Here is a 15,389-nt window from a genome sequence, read left to right as displayed (position 1 = left end):
ATGCGAAAGCGGCTACGGCAGCTCCTCGTCCTCGGAATCGCCCTGTCGTTCCTCGGGGTCGGCGTCCCGGCCTGGTCGGCCGACGATCCGCGGAGCTGCAACGACCTGCTGGCCGCGGACACCCCCGCGTACGTGGTCTGCACGTGGATGGCCACCCCGGAGGAGGCCGCCGACATCGCCAGGTTCTGGCTGGAGAACGACGGCCAGAACATGATCGACTCCGGCCCGCAGGGCACCGTCCGCCTCGACTGCGCCGACCCCGCCAACACGTGCCCGGTGAACGAGGACAGCGGCGGCGACGGCGAGGCCCACGACCCGGGCGACCCGGACGTCGACGGCGCCGAGGACGGCGGCACGCCGGAGTGCCAGAACGGCGAGCAGTGCTACACCGACGGCAGCGACATCAGCGCCGCCGACAAGGCCGCCGCCAGGAAGACCGCCGCGGGTCAGGCCGCGACCGCCGCCACCCCGACCGGCCTGCGCCTGTGGATCGAGACCGAGCTGGCCGACGACTACCAGGCCGGCAAGCTGGACGAGGCCGTCAAGAAGGTCGCCGCGCTGGCCGCCGCGCAGCCCGGCGTCGCCGGCATCCGCTTCACCTCGCAGCTCGGCTTCAACGAGACGTTCTCCACCGCCGACGAGATCGACACGTTCGTCGCCAAGGCCGCGACCGCGCTGCGCGCCGCCGCGCCGGGCCGCAAGCTGTCGGTGCACACGGTGGCGCCGGTGCTCGGCTGCGGCGCGAACGACGCCTGCAAGGCCGAGATGAGCAAGAAGTACCCGCTGCTCGACCCCGACCGCGTCGGCGCCTGGCTGACCAAGGGGTACGCCGACCAGCTCGCCCTGGACAACGTCCTCTTCGCGAGCGGGTACGCCACCTGGAAGATCGACGCCGCCGAGGCCCAGCGCAACCAGTCGATCCAGATCCGCGGCCGGGCCTGGGACGCCTACGCCCAGATCGCCGTCGAGGACGCCACCATCACCGGCGCGCTCACCGCCGAGCAGGTCACCCAGGTCCTCACCGAGCGCGTCGCCGCGCCGCTCCAGGAGGACGCCGCCGAGACCGTCACCCTGTGGACCCGCTGGTCGAACCCCGAGGGCCAGGTCGTCCGCGTCTACGGCGACAAGTGGGCCGCGACCCCCGCGTGGGAGCAGCTCAGGAAGCTCGGCTCGCTCCGGGCCCGCCTGGCCACCTTCTACGACCCGGCCCACCCCGAGGTCGACCTCGCCACCGACCTGAAGCGGCTGTCGGAGGCGTTCGGCCAGGTGTACCTGCACGTCGCCTGATCCGCCTCGCCCGCCGCAGTCGTTGCCCGGACGGGGCCGGCGTGAGAGTTTCGGTAACCAACGGGGGTTGACCATCTCACGCAAGGGGGCTCCGCCATGACGGAGAACTTCGCCGAACTGCCCGCGTCGCAGTCCGTGCGGCTGATCGACTTCGAAGAGGCGCGGGTGGTGCCGGGGATCGTGCCGAACACCTTCATCCTGGTCGTCAACGGCACGAAACCGTACCTGACCATGCAGGTCGAGCTGTCGCCGCTCGTGTACGTCCAGCAGCCCGACCACTGGGGGATCGAGGTCGTCGGCCGGCTGCGCGGCATCGGGCTGCCCGCGACCGCGCCCTACTCGGTGTCGCTGCCGCTCGACGGCATCCTCGGCGCCAAGGGGATCGAGGTGATCGGGGCGGGCGGGCGCAAGACGTTCGACGTCCCGTAGGCGGAGGACGCGGCGGGCCGGGGAGCGCGGTGACCGGCGCTCCGGCCCGCGTCATCCGCGCCGCAGCCCCAGCGCGCGCACGATCATCGGGTACGACCTCTTGAACTCGCGCGTCCAGTACGGCCAGGTGTGCGTGCCGTCCCCGTACAGGTGCAGGGTGTGCCTGATGCCGAGCCGCTTCAGCCGCTCACTCAGCGCCCGCGCGGTGTAGGCGGAGATCGGTTCGCCCAGGTGGGCGGGGTTCCAGGCGGCGCCGGGCGTGTCGAGCGGGCCGTTGAGCGACGTGCTGCCGCTGGAGAGGTAGAGGGACGTGCCGCGGAGGCCGGCGGCGAGCGCCAGGGGGTCGTTGGCGGCCCACACCTTCGCGTCGCGTCTCGGGTCGCCCCAGAGCGCGAGCGGGTCCTGCTTCTCGCTCGCCTGGGCGTTCATGACGACCGCCGGGATGCCCGGCAGGCGGGTGGCCATGATCCCGCTGTACGCGCCCGCGAAGCGGAACATGCCGGGGTTGGCGGCGGCGTACTTGACCGCGCCGTACGCGCCCATCGACAGCCCGGCGACGGCCCGCCGCGTACCGGCGCGGTAGCCGGCCTCCAGCAGCCGCCGCACCTCGGAGGTGTGGAACGTCGCCCACTTCGGCGGCCCGCCCCGGCCGGCGTTGTGCCAGTCGGAGTAGTTGCCCGCCCGGCCCGCCTCGGGCATGACGACGAGGGCGTCCAGGTTCGCGGTGAACGTGGCCACGTCCGTCATCCGGGTCCACGAGGTGTAGTCGTCGGCGCCGCCGTGCAGCAGGTAGAGCACCGGCCAGGTGCGCCCGGCCGTCCGCGACCAGCCTCGGGGCAGGAGCAGGCGGACCGGCGTGAGCTTGCCGATGGACGGCGAGGAGACGAGCAGGTCCAGGGTGCGCGCGTCGATCCGGCGCTCGGCGACCACGCGGGCGGGGCCGGGCAGCGCGGGCCGGCCGGGGGCGTAGCCGCCGGTGGCCGGCTCGGGGCGCGTTGGCTCGCTCTCCTCGGCGAACGACCAGTCGGGGTCGGCGGAGGCAGGGGGCGCGCAGGAGAGCAGCAGCGCCGTCGCCGCCGCCAGTGACGCCAGGGCGCGCATGGGGGCCTCCTTCGCTCGGGGTGCAGGCGACGGTAGGGGGCCGGTGAGCTCACGGCTATGAGGTGGCGCAACGAAATCGGCCGCCCGCTTGTGGCCTGACGGACAAATCCGACCGGATTGTCACGGGCGTGACAAAACACGACCGAGGAATGTTCCGTACGGTCGTGCCGCCCCTCCGGCGCTCCTCAGTAGGGTGGCCGATCACCCCGGCCCCGGCGCACTCGGGAGTGTTTCGTGGACGTACCCGATGAGAGCGAGATCCGGCGCTTCCTCATCGAGCGGCTCGGCGGGCAGGTGGATCCCGGCCGGCCGCTGGAGGAGCACGGGCTGTCCTCGCGCGAGGCCGTCGCGGTGGCGGGCGAGCTGGGCGAACTGCTGGGCCGCGAGCTGAGCCCGACGCTCGTGTGGGAACACCCGACGATCGACCGGCTCGCCCGCGCGCTGTCCGCACCCCAGCAGCCGCCCGAGGCCGCGGGGACGGCGGGGGAACCGGTCGCGGTGATCGGCGTCGGCTGCCGCTTCCCCGGCGCGCACGGCCCCGAGGCGTACTGGAAGCTGCTCGCCGACGGCCGGGACGCGGTCGGCCAGGTGCCCGAGGGGCGCTGGGAGGCGTTCGACGACGGCTCCGCGCGCACCCGCGCGGCGCTGGCGGACGCCACCAGGCACGGCGGGTTCCTCGACGACGTGGCCGGGTTCGACGCGGAGTTCTTCGGCATCGCGCCCGGCGAGGCCGCCACCATGGACCCGCAGCAGCGGCTGCTCCTGGAGACCGCCTGGGAGGCGCTGGAGCACGCCGGCCACGCCCCGCGCACGCTCTCCGGCAGCCGCACCGGCGTCTACGCCGGGCTCTCCGGCACCGAATACGCCCACCTGACCGGCGCCGACCTCGCCGCCGTGGACGCCTGGACGGCCACCGGGGCCGCGCTCAGCATCGCCGCCAACCGGGTGTCGTACCTGCTGGACCTGCGCGGACCCTCCCTGGCCGTGGACACCGCCTGCTCCTCCTCCCTCGTCGCCACCCACCTCGCCGTCACCGGCCTGCGGGCCGGGGAGTGCGACCTGGCGCTCGCCGCCGGGGTGAACCTCCTGCTGTCGCCGCTGATCACCGTGGCCTTCGACCGGGGCGGCGGCACCGCCGCCGACGGCCGCTGCAAGGCGTTCGACGCGGCGGCGGACGGCATGGTGCGGGCCGAGGGCTGCGGCGTCGTGGTGCTGAAGCGGCTCGCGGACGCCGTACGGGACGGCGACCGGGTGCTCGCCGTGATCAGGGAGAGCGCCGTCGCCCAGGACGGCCGCTCCAACGGCCTGGTCGCCCCCAATCCCGAGGCGCAGGAGTCCCTGCTGCGGCAGGTGTACGCCCGGCTCGGCCGCGGGCCCGACTACATCGAGGCGCACGGCACCGGGACCTTGCTCGGCGACCCCATCGAGGCCAGGGCCATCGCCGCCGCCGTGCCGGGGCCCGTCCTGCTGGGCTCGGTCAAGACCAACCTCGGGCACCTGGAGGCGGCGGCGGGCGTCGCCGGCCTCATCAAGGCCGTGCTCGCCCTGCACCACGGGGTGATCCCGCCCAGCCTGCACTTCCGCGAGCCGAACCCGCACATCCCGTGGGAGCGGCTGCGCGTCGTCACCGCGCCCACGCCGTGGCCGCGCGGGGAGGGCGGCGATCCGCCGCGGGCGGGGGTGTCGGCGTTCGGCTTCGGCGGCACGAACGCCCACGTCGCCCTCGACGCCTTCCCGGCCGCTTCCCAGGTCCCGGCGGCCGGCGCCAAGCACGTCTTCCTGCTCACCGACGTGACCGCGCGGCGGGTCGAGCGCCACGCCCGCGTCCTCGCCTCCTGGCTCCCCTCCGCCGCCGACCTGGGGGACGTGGCGCACACCCTCGCCAGGCGGGCCGGGCGCGGGCGGGTGGCGGCGGCCGTCGTGGCGGGCGACGCCGCCGAACTGGCCGCCGGGCTGCGCGAGGCCCGCCCGGCCGGGCCCGTCACCCCAGCGAAGGGCCCCGTCTGGGTGTTCAGCGGCTACAGCCCGCACCGGCCGTCCCTGGAGCTCTACGCCGCCGAGCCCGCCTACCGCCGCACCCTCGACCTGCTGGCCCCCATGCTGCGCGACGAGGCCGGCATCGACGTCCACGACCCCGAGGCGGCCGGCGTGGCGGTGCTCCAGCCGATCATCTTCGCCGCGCAGCTCGCCCTGGCCGAGACCTGGCGGGCCTACGGCTTCGAGCCCGCCGCCGTGATCGGGCACTCCATGGGCGAGGTGGCCGCCGCCGTGGTGGCGGGCGGGCTCGGCGTCGAGGACGGCGTACGGGTGATCTGCGCGCGGGCCCGGCTGCTCGGCGGCCTCGGCGGCGGCGGGGCCATGGCGGTCGTCGAGACCGGGGCCGAGGAGGTGCCGGACGACCTGCACGTGGCCGTGTACGCCTCGCCGGCGCAGACCGTGGTGACGGGGGAGCCTGAGCGGGTGGCGGAGTTCGCGGCCTCGGTGGCGGCGCGGGGGCTGCTCGCGCGGACGCTGACGGCCGAGGGCGCGGGGCACTCGCCGCAGGTGCGGTCACTGGTGCCGGTGCTGCGCGAGGAACTGCGCGCCCTCGCGGGGGGCAAGCCCGGCATCCCGTACTATTCGCCGGTCTTCGAGGATCCGCGCGAGGCCCCCGCGTTCGAGGGGGCGTACTGGGCGGCCGGGCTGCGCCGGCCCGTACGGCTCATGCAGGCCGTAAGGGCCGCCGCCGAGGACGGGCACACCCTCTTCACCGAGCTGGGGCCCCGCCCGCTGCTGTCCGGGGCGCTCCGCGACACCCTGCCCGCGACCGCCCGCGTCACCGAGGGGCCCTTCCACGACCAGCTCGCCGCCGTCGCCGTGGCCGTGCCGCCCCGGACGCGGGGGCGGCTCGCCGACGTGCCGCACTCGCCTTGGGAGCACGTACGGCACTGGGCCGAGCCGAAACGGCCCCCGGCCGGGCACCCGCTGCTCGGGGCGCACGTCGAGACACCGTCCTGCCACTCGTGGACCACCACGCTCGACGACCTCGCCGACGCCCCCTGGCGGCTGCCCCCGGAGGAGTGGCACCGGGACGGCCGTCCGGTGCTCACGCCCGCCGTCCTGGGCCGCCTCGCCCGCGCGGCCGTCGCAGAGGCGTATGGGGAGGCCCCCGGCGGGGCCGGGCTCCGGCAGGTGACCCTGCACGCCCACCTCCCGCTCCCCGCCCAGGTGACGCTCACTCTCGCGGACGGGCGCATCGAGCTCGCGGCGAAGAACGCCGCCGGCCGGTGGACCGTCCACGGCACGGCCGTCCTCGGCCCGGCCGGCGGGATCCCCGAGATCACCGACCTGCCCCCGGGGCCCGTCCCGCTCACCCTGGAGGCCAAGCTGCTCGGCCGCACGTGGGTGAGCGTGCCGCCACCGGGGGCGGGCCCGTCCCGCCGCGCGTGGCGCATCCTGGCCGACGAGGGGGACGCGCGGGCCGCCCGCCTCCGCGCCCTCCTCCCCACCCCTCCGGGCGAGGGGGCTCCGCCGGGGAGCGGGGCGGACGCCGGGGTCGTGGTTCTGGTGCCTCCGGGGCTCGGGCCGGCGGGGACGCAGCGGGTCGTGCTCCGGGTGGCCGAACTGGCGCGGCGGGGCGCGCGGATCGTGATCGCGACCGAGCGCGCCCAGTCCGTACGCGACGGCGACCTCGCCGACCCCGGCCCCGCCGCCCTCCGCGCCCTGGTACGGGTCCTCGCCCTGGAACATCCCGAGGTCCGGGCCCGCCTCGTCGACCACGATGACCTCGGCGCGCTGGCCAGGGAGCTGTCCGGCGACGCCGAGGACGACGAGGTGGCCTGGCGGGCGGGCGCCCGCTACGCCGCCCGCCTCCGCCCCGTGGCCCTCCCGCCCCTCCGCCACCCTGTTACCGTCCCGCCCCTCCGCCACCCTTCCACCCTCCCGCCCCTTCGCCACCCCGTCTCCGTGGCCGGTCCCGGCGCGTACATCGTCACCGGCGGCCATGGGCACCTCGGCCGCCTCACCGCCCGCCGGCTCATCGAACGCGGCGCCACCCGCGTCGTCCTGAACAGCCGCACCGCCCACCCGGAGGACACCGAACCTGCCCTCAGGACGGTCACCGGCGACCTGGCCGCGCCGGGGACGGCCGGGCGGCTGGTGGCCGCCGCCACCGAGGGCGGGCTGCGGCTGCGCGGCGTCGTGCACGCCGCCGGGGTCCTCGACGACCGCCTCATCGCCGACCTCGAACCGGACGGACTCGCCCGCGTCTGGGCCGCCAAGGTCGTCGGCGCCCAGCGGCTGCACGACGCCACCAAGGACCTCGACCTCGACTGGTGGGTGGCGTTCTCGTCGGCGGCGTCCCTGCTCGGCTCGCCGGGCCAGGCGGCCTACGCCACCGCGAACGCCTGGCTGGACGCCCTGTGCGAGCGCCGCCGCGCCGAGGGCCTGCCCGCCCTCGCCGTCAACTGGGGCCCCTGGGCGGGCACCGCGGCGCCGGCCACGCCGGGCGTCGAGCCGCTGACGGCGGCCGAAGGGCTGGAGGCGCTGGAGGCGCTGCTGCAGCGCGACCTCTCTGCGGGGGTGGTCAGGCTCGACGCCGCTCGGGCGGTCGCGCTCTTCCCGTCCCTCGTCCGGATCCCGTACTTCTCGGAGGTCGCCGAGGCTCCGCCCCTGGCTCCGCAGGACCTCGCGGGGCTCGCGCCGGACGAGGCCCTCGCGGCCGTGTCCCGCAAGCTGGGGGAGCGGGCCGCCGCCGTGCTCGGGGTGGAGCCGTCCCGGCTGGGGGACGACGTCGTCCTCACGGACCTCGGGCTCGACTCCCTGGCCGCCACCCGGCTGCGGGGGCTGATCGAGCACGACTTCGGCGTACGGGTGGCGGCGGCTCCACTGCTCAAGGGCGGCACCCTGGGCGCGCTGGCGCGGTCGGTGACCGAGGGTCTGGGCCTCGCGCCCGCTGCCGTGCCCGCTGCCGCGCCCGCTGCCGTGCCCGCTGCCGTGCCCGCTGCCGTGCCCGCCGCCGCGCCCGCCGCAGGGGTCGTCGTCGGGCCCCGGGACGCGGCCGAACGCCAGGTCACCCGCGTGCTCGCCGGTCTCCTCGGCCGCGAGCCCTCCGTCACCGAACCCCTGCCCCCCGACCTCCTGCCCAAGGCCCTGACCCTCCTCGGCCAGGACCTCGGCCAACTCCCCAGACAAGCCCCCAGCCAACCTCCAGGGCAGGAGGGCGTCACCCCCGCTGACCTCGCCGCCGCGATCAGGCGGGTGGACGAGGCCGAGGCGCGGCGGGGGGTCGTCCGGCCGCTGACGCCGGGCGCTTCCTCCGGTCCGCCGCTCTTTCTCGCTCACCCTGCGGGTGGCACCACCGGCGTGTACGCGCAGCTCGCCGCCCGCCTCCCCGTCCCCGTCCTCGGGCTGGAACGCCTGGACCAGCCGGACATCCCGGACCGCGCGGCCCGCTACGCCGAAGCCGTCCGCGCGGCCGCGAAACCCCCGTACCGGCTGGGCGGGTGGTCGTTCGGCGGGATCCTGGCGTTCGAGATCGCGCGGCTGCTCGGCGAGGACGACGTCGAACTGCTGGCCATGATCGACTCGGGCCTCCCCGACGAGGTCCAGGAGCCGGACCGCCGCCGGCTCGCCGCCCGCCGCTACGCCGCCTTCGCCGCCTACCTGACCAGGACGTACGGCACCCCGATCCCGCTGGACCGCGCCGAGCTGGAGGCGCTGGACGAGCCGGCCCAGCTCGCCCTCACCGAGGCCAGGATCGCCGGATCGGGCGTGCTCGCCACCCTGCCGCCCGCGATCCTCCGCCACCAGCTCACCTCGCACGACGACACCCGGGCCATCGAGCGCTACCGCCCCGCCGGGCCGTACCACGGCCGTGCGGTCCTCTACCGCTCCACCGAGCCCGCCCCCTGGGCCGTCGAGGACCCCAGGTACGCCCACGACGGCGACCCGGCCAGGGGCTTCGCCGCGTACGCGCCCCGCTTGGAGGTCGTCGGGATCCCCGGCTCGCACCACCTCAACCTGCTCGACCCGCCCCACGTCGAGGTCATCGCCGAGCACCTGAAGGGACTACTCCTGTGAAGACGACAGCACTCGCCGAGGCGGTGGTGGCCGGAGCCGAGCCGGCCGAGCTGGAGCGCCTGGACGTGCCCTCCGTCTACCGCGCCGCCCACCTGCGCAAGGACGAGGTCGGCAGCTTCGACCAGGACGACGAGGACAAGGACGTCCGCCGTACGCTGCACGTCGGCGAGGTGCCGATGCCGGAGCTGGCCGAGGACGAGGTGCTGGTCGCGGTCATGGCGAGCGCGATCAACTACAACACGGTGTGGTCGGCGATGTTCGAGCCGGTGCCGACGTTCGCGTTCCTGGAGCGGTTCGGGCGCAGCGACGCCCGACACGACCTGCCGGTGCACGTGCTCGGCTCGGACGCGGCCGGCGTGATCGTCAGGACCGGCCGCGCGGTCCGCCGCTGGCGGGTGGGGGACCGGGTGGTGACCAGCCCCGCGTACGTGGACGGCGAGGACCCGGTCGTCCAGCACGACGGGATGCTGGCCGGGGACCTGCGCGCCTGGGGCTTCGAGACGAACTTCGGCGGCCTCGCCGACTTCGCCGTGGTCAAGGCCACGCAGCTGCTCGCCAAGCCCCGGCACCTGAGCTGGGAGGAGGCGGCCTGCAACATGTTGTGCGCCTCGACGGCGTACCGGATGCTGGTCGGGGAGCGCGGCGCGCGGATGAAGCAGGGCGACGTGGTGCTGCTGTGGGGGGCGACGGGCGGCCTCGGCGGGTACGGCGTGCAGCTCGTCAGGAACGGCGGCGGCATCCCGGTCGGCGTCGTCGGCACCCAGGAGAAGGCCGAGCTGCTGCGCCGCATGGGCTGCCCGTACGTCGTGGACCGCTCGCAGCTCGACGGCGGCCTCGCGGACGAGAAGGGCTGGCGGCGGCTCGGCGCGGAGATCAGGCGGCAGGTGGGTGAGGACCCGGCCATCGTCTTCGAGCACACGGGAAGGGAGACGTTCGGGGCGTCGGTGTACGTCGCCAAGCGCGGCGGCGCGGTCGTGACCTGCGGCTCGTCCAGCGGCTACGCCCACGAGTACGACAACAGGCACCTGTGGATGAAGCTCAAGCGCATCATCGGCTCCCACGGCGCGAACTACCAGGAGTGCCACGAGGTGAACCGGCTGATCTCGCTCGGCATGGTCCATCCCACGCTGTCGGCCGTCTACCCCCTGGAGGGGGCGGCGGAGGCGGCCCGCGCCGTCCAGCTCAACCAGCACGTCGGCAAGGTCGGCGTGCTGGCCCTCGCCCCGTCGGAGGACCTGGGCGTCGAGGACCACGCGCTGCGCGCGCGGATCGGCGAGGACCGGCTCAGGCTCTTCCGCCGGCCCCTCTGAGGTCCTTGTTCATGGCCTGGCGGGCGCGGAGCGCGATCTCCAGCTCGAACCGGACGTCCGGGTCGGCGAGCTGGTCGCCGTACAGCTCTTCGAGCTGGCGTAACCGGTAGCGCACGGTCTGGGGGTGTACGTGCAGGCGGGCGGCGACCTCGCCGGCGCCGCGCCCGTGGCGCAGCCAGGCCAGCAGCGTCTCGGCGAGGCGGTCCTGCTGGGCGGGGCGGAGGTGGGCGAGGGGCGCGAGGCGCGCCTCGGCGAGGGCGTTGACCAGCTCCTCGTCCTTGAACACCACGAGCGTCGCCATGTGCTCCTCGCAGCGCGGCAGCCCGCGCGGCAGCACCCCGCGCCGCGACAGCTCCAGCGCCTCCCGGGCCCAGCGCAGGGACGTCGCCGCGGCGGCGAGCGGCACCGCGGGCCCGATCGCGCCCCAGTAGCCGCGCAGCCCGTGCTCCAGCATCTGCGCCTGCCCCGGGCCGCTCGGGTCGGGCACCAGCAGGCACGGCGTGGTCCGCTCCAGCCCGGCGAGCACGTCGGGCGGCAGCGCCGGCATCCGGTACGCGGCCCCCCGCCGCGCCTGCGCGGGCCCGCTGCCTCCGGGCCCGCTGCCTCCGGGCACGCCGCCTCCGGGGAGGTCGTCGAGGGCCACGCAGGCGACCGTGCGCGGCAGCCGCCATCCGGCTGCCTTGGCCAGGTCGGCGATCGCGTCGGGGCTCGCGGCCGGCTGGCTGAGCAGCAGGTCGAGCAGCCGGCCCCGGCGCCGTTCGATCTCGCCGGCGGCCCGCGCCCTGGCCTCCTCGAACCCCTCGGCGGCGGCGTCGGCGAGCTGGTCGAGGTAGACGAAGATGGTCTCGCCGAGGTCGTACAGGCATTGGGGGGACAGCCCGAGCGGGTCGGCGATCTCCGTGAGCCGCCGCCAGCCCACCCGCGCGCCGAGCCGGAGCGCGGTCTGGAGCGGCTCCAGGTTGCGGCCTTCGGCGGCCTCGCCCTTGCCGACCATGCGGAACGGCTCGGGGTCCCAGGCGGCGTCGGGGTTCTCGACGCGGTCGAGGAAGCCCTCGATGGCCTGTTCGACCGCCGTGCGCAGGACCTTGATGTAGAGCTCGTCCTCCCGCCTGGCGTACTCCGGGATGCGGTTCTGGATCTCCTCGATCACCTCTTCTGAGACCCGGCCGATGCCTGACCTGAGCGTTCTCACGAGGCCCGCGGGCGCCCGGCTTTCGCGTGCATCACTGCTGTTGGCCATCGTCCCTCCTGTCGCCATTGTGACCCAGGCGACAGGAGTTTTGTAGCAAATGCTTGCTTTTATCACATCCGGCTATGCCGGCGACGGACCGCTCACGGGGTGACGAAGGCGCCGAACTCCTCGACGTCGATGAGCCCGTCTCCGTCCTTGTCGAGCCTGCGCACGCCCTCCTGCGCCGCCTCCAGCGTCACCGGCTGGCCCAGGATCTCCATGAGCCTCACGAGCTCCTCGGCCGAGATCCGGCCGTCCTTGTCGACGTCGATGAGATCGAAGGTGATCGCGTAGTCGCTCATATGGGGGGCCTTTCTGAGTTGTCGTCGCGTTCGAACCTTAGTGGCGCGGATCGCGGCCCGTCGATGGAACGCCATTCCCCCACAAACGCCGCCCTAACGGACCTGGTCGGGGCTCTGGAGCTCGTCGAAGAAGGCGATCGCGGCGGCCGGGTCGGGGCCGACGATGCGGTCGAGCCCGGCCGCGGCGGCGTCGCCGAGCAACGTCACCCCGGGGACGTGGGCCCAGGCGTGCGGCACCGGCAGGGCGTGCAGCGGGCGGTGCGTGACGGCGTCACCGCGCCTGAGCAGGTCGAGCAGGGGTTCCGCCCAGCCGTGAGCGCGCCACGGGGCTGTCCGAGCACGACTGGCAGCGCGCCCACGGCGCCTACCTGACGCGGATGCTGGACACGGGCCGCTATCCGGCCCTGGCCAGGTTCGTCCGCGAGGGCACGGAAACGGACCCGGGCACCTCCTTCGACATCGGTCTCGACTGGATACTCGACGCCATCGCCGCCAAGCTCGCCTGATTCGCCGGAGCAGGGGTAGTCGGGGAAACCATGCGACTGACGTACACCTCTGACGTCTGGTGGAAGAACGCCGTCGTCTATTGCCTCGACGTGGAAACCTTCAAGGACGGCAACGGTGACGGCGTCGGCGACTTCCGCGGGCTCACGCAGCAGATCGACTATCTCGCCGGCCTCGGCGTGACGTGTCTGTGGCTGATGCCGTTCTTCCCGACCCCCAACCGGGACGACGGGTACGACATCACCGACTTCTACAGCATCGATCCCCGCCTCGGCACGCTGGGTGACTTCGTGGAGTTCATGCGCACCGCCCACGACCGCGGCATGCGCGTCATCGCCGACCTCGTCGTCAACCACACCTCCGACCAGCACCCCTGGTTCAAGGAGTCGCGGAAGAGCAAGAACTCGCCGTTGCGCGACTGGTACGTCTGGTCCGACAAGCCGGAGCCGGACGACCCGAGCAAGGTGGTCTTCCCCGACAAGGAGAACTCCCTCTGGGAGTGGGACAACCGTTCCAAGCAGTACTACCTGCACAGCTTCTACAAGCACCAGCCCGACCTCAACGTGGCCAACCCCGAGGTCAGGGACGAGATCACGCGCATCCTCGGGTTCTGGATGGAGCTCGGCCTGTCGGGCTTCCGGGTGGACGCCGTCCCGTTCCTCATCGAGAACGTCGACCCGAAGCTGCCCGACCCGCACGAGTTCCTTCAGGACATGCGGGCGTTCATGACCCGCCGCAAGGGCGGCTCGATCCTGCTCGGCGAGGTCAACGTGCCGTACTCGGAATTAGTGCGGTACTTCGGCGACGGTCTCGGCGACCAGGTCACCATGTGCTTCGACTTCATCAGCATGCAGAAAACCTGGCTGTCGCTGGCCCGCCAGGAGGCCGCCCCCCTCGCCGACGCCCTCCGCGAGCGCCCCAAGCCGCCGAAGGACGGCCAGTGGGCCATGTTCCTCCGCAACCACGACGAACTCACCCTCGACAAGCTGACCGACGAGGAGCGGCAGGAGGTCTTCGACGCCTTCGGCCCCCACAAGGACATGCAGATCTTCGGCCGGGGCCTGCGCCGCCGGCTGCCGACGATGCTCGGCGGCGACCTGCGCCGCGTCAAGATGGCCTACAGCCTGCTGTTCTCCCTCCCCGGCACCCCCGTCATCTTCTACGGCGAGGAGATCGGCATGGGCGAGAACCTTGAGGAGGAGGGCCGGCTCGCGGTCCGCGTCCCGATGCAGTGGTCGGAGGACGGCGGCTTCAGCCCGGCCGATCCGGTGCGCGAGATGCCGGAGGGCGCCTTCGCGCCCGACCGGGTCAACGTCGCCGACCAGAAGCGGGACACCGCCTCGCTGCTGCGCTGGTTCCAGCTCCTCATCGAGCGTTACCGGGAGTGCCCGGAGCTGGCGTGGGGGACGTACACGGTGCTGGACGCCGGGCACCACGCGGTCTTCGCGCACCGTTGCGACGCCGACGGCGCCACGGTCGTGGTCGCGCACAACCTGTGCGACACGGCGGTGGACGCCGAGCTGGAGCTGCCGGGGCTGGAGGGTCAGCAGCTCACGGACCTGCTGGTGGACGGCACGCTCGACGTGTCGGCCGACGCCAGGGTGAAGCTGCCGCTGGAGCCGCACGGCTGCCGCTGGCTGCGCGCCTCGCCGCCGGAGGTCGCGCCCGAGGACGCAAGCGTCATGTCGCAGTAGCGGGACCAGTAGTGGGATAGGCCGCCATGGCGAGGGCGGCGATCCGCCGCAGTTCGGCGGGTCCCGCCCCGTCGCGCGACTGCGTCGACATGCCCTGGATGACGCAGGCGTAGAAGGCGGCCAGCCCGGCCGTGTCGGTGCCGGCCGGGATGCGGCCCGCCGCGAGGTCGTCGTCGATGCGCCGTTTGAGCGCGGCCTTGGCCTCCTTCCTGTGGTCGCGCAGCAGCTCCTCCACCTCGGCGGACTCCGGGCCGCAGTTGACCGCCGAGGAGACGATCATGCAGCCGGGCGGGTGCCCGGCGTCGGCGTACTCGGCCGCGGCCTCCCGCAGCACGCGCTCGATCGCCTGCCGCCCGGTGGGCTCCTCGGCCAGCGCGCGGGTGGTGAAGGCGCCGTAGGTGCGCTGGTAGCGGGCGACGACCTCCTCGAACAGGCGGCGTTTGTCGCCGAAGGCGGCGTACAGGCTGGGCGGTTTGATGCCCATGGCGGCGGTGAGCTCGGCGATCGAGGTCGCCTCGTAGCCGCGCCGCCAGAACGCGCGCAGCGCCTGCTCCAGCGCGAGGTCCCGGTCGAATGTCCGCTGCCTGGCCATGCCGTCATTCTATAGCGATCGCTATGTTATGGTTCTTTTCTGTAGCGATCACTACAGAAAGGGTGAGGAGAACGATGCCCATCGCGCAGCACCCCGCGGGCCCCGTCCACTACGGCCGCGCCGGCGACGGGCCCGGGCTGGTCCTGGTGCACGGCACCGGCGGCGACGCCGCCACCAACTGGGCCCACCTCGTGCCCGGCCTGAGCGACGTCCGCACCGTCATCACCCCCGACTACGCCGGCAGCGGGGCCACCGCCGACCTCGGCGGCGAGCTCACGCTGGACCTGCTCGCCGGGCAGGTCGCCGCGGCCTTCGAGGGCCCGTCCGACCTGGTGGGGTTCTCCCTGGGCGCGGTCGTGGCCGCCGCCGTCGCCGCCGAGCGGCCCGAGCTGGTCCGGCGGCTGGTGCTCATCGCGGGCTGGACGCACCTCGCCGACGACCGGCTCGAACTCGGCCTGCGCACCTGGGCCAGGCTCGCGCGCACCGACCCCGAGAGCTTCGCCGCGTACGGGCCGCTGGTGGGCTTCAGTCCCGAGTTCGTCCGCGAGGCCGGCGTCGCGGCGCTCATGGGTGAGCCGCCGCGCGGCACCCTCCGCCAGATCGAGCTGGACCTCAGGGTGGACGTCCGCGACCTGCTCCCCAAGATCACCGCGCCCACGCTGGTCATCGGCAACACCCGCGACTACCTCGTCCCGGTCGAGCACGCCCGCGCGATGCACGCCGCCATCCCCGGCAGCGAGTACGCCGAGCTCGACAGCGGCCACGTGGTCCTGCACGAGCGCCCGGCCGAGATCACCGCGCTGATCCGCGCGTTCGTGACGCGGGAGCTTCCCGGCGCGTCGGGGGAATCGTAACCGCTGAGTAATTTGTCCCGGTTAC

At 74.1% G+C, this 15,389-nt stretch carries 12 protein-coding genes; 7 read left to right on the top strand and 5 right to left on the bottom strand.

The genetic code is table 11. The features are described from left to right. Together Nocox_RS38910 and Nocox_RS38905 are read left to right on the top strand one after the other, a co-directional pair. The gene (locus Nocox_RS38910) at positions 1-1,287 is read left to right on the top strand and encodes a hypothetical protein (protein WP_020543621.1); all 1,287 of its coding nucleotides are present in this window, start codon (positions 1-3) and stop codon (positions 1,285-1,287) included. A gap of 96 nt (positions 1,288-1,383) precedes the next feature. Further along, positions 1,384-1,716: a hypothetical protein gene (locus Nocox_RS38905; protein ID WP_020543620.1), complete on the top strand. Its 333-nt coding sequence runs from the start codon at positions 1,384-1,386 to the stop codon at positions 1,714-1,716. A 51-nt stretch (positions 1,717-1,767) separates the two neighbouring features. On the opposite strand, the gene Nocox_RS38900 is transcribed toward Nocox_RS38905, so the two are convergent. Beyond that, positions 1,768-2,817, bottom strand: a complete 1,050-nt coding sequence (locus Nocox_RS38900; RefSeq protein WP_020543619.1) for an alpha/beta hydrolase — start codon at positions 2,815-2,817, stop codon at positions 1,768-1,770. A gap of 234 nt (positions 2,818-3,051) precedes the next feature. Between Nocox_RS38900 and Nocox_RS38895 the strand changes: the two genes are divergently transcribed. Together Nocox_RS38895 and ccrA are read left to right on the top strand one after the other, a co-directional pair. Then, positions 3,052-8,877: a type I polyketide synthase gene (locus tag Nocox_RS38895; protein ID WP_020543618.1), complete on the top strand. Its 5,826-nt coding sequence runs from the start codon at positions 3,052-3,054 to the stop codon at positions 8,875-8,877. Next, positions 8,874-10,187, top strand: a complete 1,314-nt coding sequence (ccrA, locus tag Nocox_RS38890; protein WP_020543617.1) for a crotonyl-CoA carboxylase/reductase — start codon at positions 8,874-8,876, stop codon at positions 10,185-10,187. Before Nocox_RS38895 ends, ccrA begins: the two co-directional genes overlap by 4 nt. On the opposite strand, the gene Nocox_RS38885 is transcribed toward ccrA, so the two are convergent. From Nocox_RS38885 to Nocox_RS38875, 3 genes are all read right to left on the bottom strand, one after another. Further along, on the bottom strand, positions 10,162-11,337 hold the full coding sequence (locus tag Nocox_RS38885; RefSeq protein WP_020543616.1) for a PucR family transcriptional regulator: 1,176 nt from the start codon (positions 11,335-11,337) through the stop codon (positions 10,162-10,164). The genes ccrA and Nocox_RS38885 overlap by 26 nt on opposite strands. 182 nt (positions 11,338-11,519) lie before the next feature. Then, positions 11,520-11,720: an EF-hand domain-containing protein gene (locus Nocox_RS38880; RefSeq protein ID WP_020543615.1), complete on the bottom strand. Its 201-nt coding sequence runs from the start codon at positions 11,718-11,720 to the stop codon at positions 11,520-11,522. A gap of 93 nt (positions 11,721-11,813) precedes the next feature. After that, entirely contained in the window at positions 11,814-11,957 is a 144-nt protein-coding gene (locus tag Nocox_RS38875; protein WP_020543614.1) for a hypothetical protein, read from the bottom strand. Positions 11,958-12,049: 92 nt separating this feature from the next. Here Nocox_RS38875 and Nocox_RS38870 point away from each other — a divergent pair, with 92 nt between their 5' ends. Both Nocox_RS38870 and Nocox_RS38865 read left to right on the top strand, forming a co-directional pair. After that, complete coding sequence (locus Nocox_RS38870) at positions 12,050-12,226, top strand: TetR/AcrR family transcriptional regulator C-terminal domain-containing protein (RefSeq protein ID WP_084685694.1); 177 nt, start codon at positions 12,050-12,052, stop codon at positions 12,224-12,226. 30 nt (positions 12,227-12,256) lie between these two features. Then, positions 12,257-13,918, top strand: a complete 1,662-nt coding sequence (locus tag Nocox_RS38865) for an alpha-amylase family protein (protein ID WP_020543612.1) — start codon at positions 12,257-12,259, stop codon at positions 13,916-13,918. On the opposite strand, the gene Nocox_RS38860 is transcribed toward Nocox_RS38865, so the two are convergent. Then, positions 13,905-14,510 (bottom strand): TetR/AcrR family transcriptional regulator, encoded by a 606-nt coding sequence (locus Nocox_RS38860; RefSeq protein WP_020543611.1) that lies wholly within the window; start codon positions 14,508-14,510, stop codon positions 13,905-13,907. The genes Nocox_RS38865 and Nocox_RS38860 overlap by 14 nt on opposite strands. A 74-nt stretch (positions 14,511-14,584) precedes the next feature. Here Nocox_RS38860 and Nocox_RS38855 point away from each other — a divergent pair, with 74 nt between their 5' ends. Beyond that, positions 14,585-15,364 (top strand): alpha/beta fold hydrolase, encoded by a 780-nt coding sequence (locus tag Nocox_RS38855; RefSeq protein WP_020543610.1) that lies wholly within the window; start codon positions 14,585-14,587, stop codon positions 15,362-15,364. The last annotated feature ends 25 nt before the right edge of the window (positions 15,365-15,389 follow it).

It is taken from the genome of Nonomuraea coxensis DSM 45129 (assembly GCF_019397265.1).
Lineage (GTDB): Bacteria > Actinomycetota > Actinomycetes > Streptosporangiales > Streptosporangiaceae > Nonomuraea > Nonomuraea coxensis.
The sequence above is the reverse complement of the archived record's forward strand: the minus strand, read 5'-3'. Positions and strand labels throughout refer to the sequence as shown.

Bases quoted from the DNA above. Each gene is read 5' to 3' on its own strand.
- Nocox_RS38900 (WP_020543619.1), bottom strand. From the start codon at position 2,817: ATGCGCGCCCTGGCGTCACTGGCGGCGGCGACGGCGCTGCTGCTCTCC.
- Nocox_RS38880 (WP_020543615.1), bottom strand. From the start codon at position 11,720: ATGAGCGACTACGCGATCACCTTCGATCTCATCGACGTCGACAAGGAC.
- Nocox_RS38860 (WP_020543611.1), bottom strand. From the start codon at position 14,510: ATGGCCAGGCAGCGGACATTCGACCGGGACCTCGCGCTGGAGCAGGCG.
- Nocox_RS38910 (WP_020543621.1), top strand. From the start codon at position 1: ATGCGAAAGCGGCTACGGCAGCTCCTCGTCCTCGGAATCGCCCTGTCG.
- Nocox_RS38865 (WP_020543612.1), top strand. From the start codon at position 12,257: ATGCGACTGACGTACACCTCTGACGTCTGGTGGAAGAACGCCGTCGTC.
- Nocox_RS38905 (WP_020543620.1), top strand. From the start codon at position 1,384: ATGACGGAGAACTTCGCCGAACTGCCCGCGTCGCAGTCCGTGCGGCTG.
- Nocox_RS38855 (WP_020543610.1), top strand. From the start codon at position 14,585: ATGCCCATCGCGCAGCACCCCGCGGGCCCCGTCCACTACGGCCGCGCC.